The sequence below is a fragment of the uncultured Boseongicola sp. genome (genome assembly GCF_937988555.1).
Classification (GTDB): Bacteria; Pseudomonadota; Alphaproteobacteria; order Rhodobacterales; family Rhodobacteraceae; genus Boseongicola.
In genome coordinates, this window is record NZ_CALJXO010000076.1 from 1 (window position 1) to 5,066 (window position 5,066).

The window sequence follows — 5,066 nt, forward strand, 5'->3', positions numbered from 1 at the left end:
CAGATACTTCACGTCGATGTGGATATACCCGGGTTCGTATGCCTTGAACCCGCTGTGCTTGGGCCGTGCCACCTTTGCTTTCAAATCGCGCAGATTGCCCACACCATGCCGCCGCAGACACCGATCCAGCCCTGAGCGCGAGACATCCGGGTTCAGAAACTCCCGCACCACCGCCAGCAGGTCATCCAGCGAGACTAGCAGCGTCTTGCGCAGGGCCACTGCAACGGCCTCTTGCGCAGGCGTGAGCGTTGTTTGCAGCCGGTGGGCTGTGTGGCTGCGGTCATTTACACTATCGCGCTTGCGCCACTTCCACACTGTCTGTTCGGTTGTGCCGTACCGCTCCGCCAGAACCCAAGCAGGCTCGGAACGTCCTCCCGGGTGTCATCTAAAACCGATCTTGCCATGAAAAACGCAGAGCGGCGAGGGTCTATGTGATCGTCCGGGATGGAACACCTATCCGGCAGGCTTGAAGTAGTTCCAGCACTCTTGGGGGAGTATAGGTCGCAGACCTCAGCGATGGCGTCGAACATTTCGGTGAAGGAGCGCGCGCCGATGCGGCGCAGGTGGGCTTTGAGTTTGGAGAAGGCCATTTCGATAGGGTTTAGGTCTGGACTGTAGGGTGGCAGAAAAAAATACCAGCACCCTGCATCACGCATAGCCTTTGCGGCCTCTGCGTTCTTGTGAGTGGCGAGGTTATCCAGAATGACCACGGTTCCGGGAGTGAGTTCGGGTACCAACACTTTTTTCGAGGTAGGCGGCGAAGGCGGGGCCATTCATCGCGCCCTTTATCACTCAGGGCGCGATCATCGCGTCGGCACTCAGTCCAGCGACGAAGGTCTGCGTGCCCCAGGCTCCAAACGGTGCATTCATCACCAACCGATCCCCACGCCGGGACCGCCCGCGCTGTCGCGTCAGATTGGTTTTGACGGAGGTTTCATCCGCTCCCTGACAGGCGATTGCACAACAATCTGCCGAGAAGGAATGAACACAAGCCGTTGTGGCGCTGCGCGCATCGCTGGCATGCGGCGCTGCTCCCTTTCGACACGTCGCCGCTTTACATGAGCACGAAGGCGTTCGGTCGCGACCAGTGTCTTTATTTATATGTGTAGCCGAGCTTGCAGAGGAATTTTCCGATGGAATTGCGGTGCGCCCGCACGCCCGTCGCATCCAGCAGAGCGGCACTCAACTCCGGCATCGTGATGTCTGCAGCCTTTTCTATGATCTCTCCAAAGAACGCACGGTGCGGATCAAGTTTTCCGCTGTCTCTAGGTCGGCCTTGAACCGCAGTCTGAATCTGACCAGTGCGCCGGATTGCAAGCGCCCAACGCGCCCCGGTCGCAGGTGAAAGCTTCAAACGCAACGCCGCCGCGCGCCCACTTAACCCTTCTTCAATATATCCTTGAAACCGCGCCCGAAGCGAATCCGGCAAAGGTGCTGACATGATCCGTCCTCCCAGACAGGATGAATCATAAACTCAACCTCAAGGGAATCTCAAATGATTCAGGTTTTGGGCGGGATGCTTTAATCTGACAATGCCGCGCGAAACTGTGATCAGCCAATAGTATGGAATTCCGAAGCAACGACGTTTAACGTTTTTGAGGGCAAGTTATTGCCAGACAATCAGATCGGGATTTCGGGAATGCACATCAAGGGAAACGTGATCACAGCTGTTGCCATATCTGTACTAGGTTTGGTGGCGTCTACCGTGACTGGCAATGCCGACAGTCATGGAAATAAATTCGTCCATAGCCGCGCGTTCAAGGGTCAAGTCTATGTCATGTATCAGGATCATATGTCCCTCTATACGTACGATAGAGATCAAGTGGGAGTATCAAACTGCAAAGATGAATGTGCAACGAACTGGGTCCCAGCGTTGCTCGACGCAGGAACCCAGTTGGGCGAAAGCTATACCCTCATAAAACGCGCGGACGGAAAAATGCAGGCAGCCTTTCGGGGTATGCCGTTGTACTTGTATTCCGGAGACCAGGTCCCTGGTGACACTAACGGTGACGGAGTAGACAGTGTTTGGCATCTGGCGCGACCTTGAGCCGTCAGATGGCACCCAGCCGAAACTTAGGCTTCTAGAACGTGGGCGGCAGTGCCATCAGCGCATCCAGGTCGCGTATCAGAAGGTCGCCGATCGGCTATGAGTGGCCACGCACGGTATCGTCCTGGCGCCTCAGGCATTGTTCTTCCAACCAAGCGTTGAGATCGTCGAAGCTGTTGAAGCGGGGCGCTGGCACGAGAAAGTTCCGTCGCCCGTAGCCGATCACGCCTTCGACATTGCCTTTGTCGTTGCCCTTTCCCGGCCGACCGAACTTGTCCTTGAACAGGTAATGCGACTGAAGCTCGGAAAAGATCCTGGTGCGTTCCCGCTTTCCATCGCCGCAGTTCTTGGCAACAGCGATCGAAGTGTTGTCGTAGAGGATCGACAAAGGCACCCCGCCGAGGAATGCAAAGGCTGAGACATGCCCGTCGCAGAACGCTTCGGTGGTCTCGGCAGGATAGGCTTTGGTGAAGAACGCGTCCGAATGCGGCAGCGCCATCGCAAAATAGTGCAGCTTGCACTCGACCCCGTCAATCAGACCAAGCGTCTCGCCAAAATCTACCTGAACATGGCCAGGCAGGTGAGCAAGTGGGACAAACACTTCCCGCGTCCGCCGCTGCTTCTCGCGAACGTAATCCGTGACGATGGTGATGCCGCCGGAGAAACCGTGCTCGTCGGGAAGTCGGGCATGGATACGTTTGGCGGTGTGCCGTTGCTTTTTAATAACCCGTTTGTCGTCTTCCAGGATCTGATCGATAATCGGAATGAACGGATCAAGCTTCGGGCGGACAGGCCAAGCAGTTCGCCGATACCCTGGGGGCACGGAATGCAGCAGGATCTTTGCCACCGTTTTGCGGTCGATCCCATAAAGACGACCAGCTGCACTTTTGCTCATACCATCAACATGGCACGCCCGACGAACACGATTGTATAAGTCCACAGAATACATCTCCCCTCCCTCCGCTAATCGGCTTCAGGTGTCAGAATGCGGAATTTTACTCCGCGACGGCTAGGTTATCAGACCGTTTCTGTGGTCATTTTGTCTCCAGGATTCACATCCCTACTTTTTCAGGAGTTTCCGCATATACTTAACGGCTGCACGCTTGTCCCGGCGCCACTGGGCCAGGACCTCAAGAACCTCGCCCTCATCGTCTACGGCACGCTACAAATATGTTCGCTTGCCAACAATGCGGGCAAAGACCTCATCAAGATGCCAGGTTCCCGAAGGTTGAACCCTGCGGGTTCTGCCATTTGCGGCAATGGCCGGACCGAACTTCAAGATCCAGCGGCGGATCGCTTCATAGCTGACATCGATCCCGCGTTCGGCCAGCATTTCCTCGACTTCTCGAGAGCTCGGCAGAAAGCGAAAGTAGAGTCAAACCCAACGATAGATGACTGGGGGCGGAAACCGGTGCCGTGCGTAGGATATTCTTCTCATCCAAGGGCAATTACCCGTCGTTGAATCGATCGTCGAGTTAACGTGACAATGCCCATGTGCAATCTTGGTGAGCCTTTAGCTGGAACAGACCCAGTCCTGAATTCAAGGATTACCCTCGGTCCCTATGGTCTTTGATTGCATGGTCTCATATTGGTGTCCCAAGTTGTTGCCTGTAGTGTCGGAAAGTCAGACAAACGGGCTTAAGGAGATCAGATATGACGACGCTGTGCTACGCGAAAAAGACCTGCTCGATCGGCATCCACGTGCTGCTGGAAGAGATCGGAATGCCTTATGATCTTAGGATTGTGGATTTTTCCAAGGGCGAGCAGAAAACACCCGAATATAAGGCTCTTAACCCGAAGGGGAAAGTGGCCGCCCTGGTGCGCGAAGATGGGAGCGTTCTGACCGAATTTGCGGCGATTGCTATTTGGCTGGCGATGACCAACCCGGACAAGAAACTGATGCCGACTGATCCCGAAGGGGTCGCGCGGACGATTGAGACAATGGATTTCATCATCGGCACCGTTCACATGCTGTCTTGGCGTCTGTGGCGTCGCCCGGAGGCCTATTCCGACAGCCCGGCCGAGCATGACCAACTGCGGACGCGTGGCAAGACCGCGATGCTGGCAGCCCTTGATTTGGTGGACGAACAATTAGCGGGCAAAGACTACTTGATGGGTGATTTCTCGATCGCGGACACTGCGCTCTATTACAACGAATACTGGGCTGTTGATGTGGCGGGCTGGACGCTTCCACCGAACGTGCAGGCGCATTTCGAGCGGATGAAGGCCCGACCCTCGGTTCAGTCATCCCGCAAACTTGAAGGTGTCGCGTAACGTTGCGTGACCGTGATGTGGCAAGCCATTCTGTAATCGGCGGCAATGTGGTGTCGCGGGCGGCGTAAAAGTCGGCCACTTTGGCCCTTTCAATTGATCGGAGGGCATGAGGATATTCACCGTGGATTTGTATTTGAAGGTGCGGCGCGCTCATTTTCAGGATGGTTTGAGCGGGCGGCAGATTGCCCGCGATTTCGGGATCAGCCGGGATAGTGTATCGAAGATGTTGGCGTATTCAGAACCGCCTGGATATCGCCGAATAGCGGCCGGCGGCCCCACCGCCTCAAGGTATTTGCGCCATTCATAACCCGTGAACCTATTTTGTCTCGCGCGAATGCTTTGCTCCATACCAGACGCGACTAATATGTTCCCTTTTCGTTCTTCTCCAGCTACCGTTGTGCGATTAAACGGCAATTGCAGGTTGGGCAGCCCAATGGACACGGCATATCTGGATAAGTTGAACGACAACCAGCGTTCAGCAGCAACGTTTGGTTTGGCTGCGGATGAACTGTCGCCCCCTTTGTTGGTTATTGCAGGTGCGGGTTCCGGCAAAACCAGCACTCTTGCGCACCGTGTCGCCCATCTTCTTGTGCGCGGCGCAGATCCTCGCCGGATCTTACTCATGACTTTCTCTCGCAGAGCCGCGACCGAATTGGCCCGCCGTGTTGAGCGGATCACCACTCAGGCCATGGGAACGGGATATGCTGCCGAAGCGCTCACCTGGGCCGGGACGTTCCATGGGGTC

Annotated in this window: 4 protein-coding genes and 3 pseudogenes; 3 read left to right on the top strand and 4 right to left on the bottom strand. The window is 55.8% G+C overall.

The annotated features are described in order from the left end of the window. Nucleotides 1-357, bottom strand: a pseudogene (locus tag Q1B15_RS04225) (IS481 family transposase); the annotation flags it as partial. A gap of 96 nt (nucleotides 358-453) precedes the next feature. Then, a pseudogene (locus Q1B15_RS04230) lies at nucleotides 454-1,441 on the bottom strand (IS630 family transposase). Between the two features lie 351 nt (nucleotides 1,442-1,792). Here Q1B15_RS04230 and Q1B15_RS23340 point away from each other — a divergent pair. Then, entirely contained in the window at nucleotides 1,793-2,047 is a 255-nt protein-coding gene (locus tag Q1B15_RS23340) for a hypothetical protein (protein WP_366141669.1), read from the top strand. Nucleotides 2,048-2,144: 97 nt separating this feature from the next. Here Q1B15_RS23340 and istA read toward each other — a convergent pair whose 3' ends face one another. Together istA and Q1B15_RS04240 are read right to left on the bottom strand one after the other, a co-directional pair. Next, a complete protein-coding gene (gene istA, locus Q1B15_RS04235) occupies nucleotides 2,145-2,996 on the bottom strand; it encodes an IS21 family transposase (protein WP_299750633.1) in 852 nt (283 codons plus the stop codon). A gap of 114 nt (nucleotides 2,997-3,110) precedes the next feature. Beyond that, a pseudogene (locus Q1B15_RS04240) lies at nucleotides 3,111-3,485 on the bottom strand (DDE-type integrase/transposase/recombinase); the annotation flags it as partial. A 215-nt stretch (nucleotides 3,486-3,700) separates the two neighbouring features. Between Q1B15_RS04240 and Q1B15_RS04245 the strand changes: the two are divergent. Both Q1B15_RS04245 and Q1B15_RS04250 read left to right on the top strand, forming a co-directional pair. Beyond that, complete coding sequence (locus tag Q1B15_RS04245; protein ID WP_299750636.1) at nucleotides 3,701-4,321, top strand: glutathione S-transferase family protein; 621 nt, start codon at nucleotides 3,701-3,703, stop codon at nucleotides 4,319-4,321. Nucleotides 4,322-4,754: 433 nt separating this feature from the next. Continuing rightward, nucleotides 4,755-5,066: UvrD-helicase domain-containing protein (locus Q1B15_RS04250; protein ID WP_299750639.1), on the top strand; the 312-nt coding region annotated here is incomplete at its 3' end.

What these genes read in the sequence shown, in the direction of transcription:
- Q1B15_RS23340 (WP_366141669.1), top strand. Translation starts at nt 1,793, where the DNA reads ATGTCCCTCTATACGTACGATAGAGATCAAGTGGGAGTATCAAACTGC.
- istA (WP_299750633.1), bottom strand. Translation starts at nt 2,996, where the DNA reads ATGTATTCTGTGGACTTATACAATCGTGTTCGTCGGGCGTGCCATGTT.
- Q1B15_RS04245 (WP_299750636.1), top strand. Translation starts at nt 3,701, where the DNA reads ATGACGACGCTGTGCTACGCGAAAAAGACCTGCTCGATCGGCATCCAC.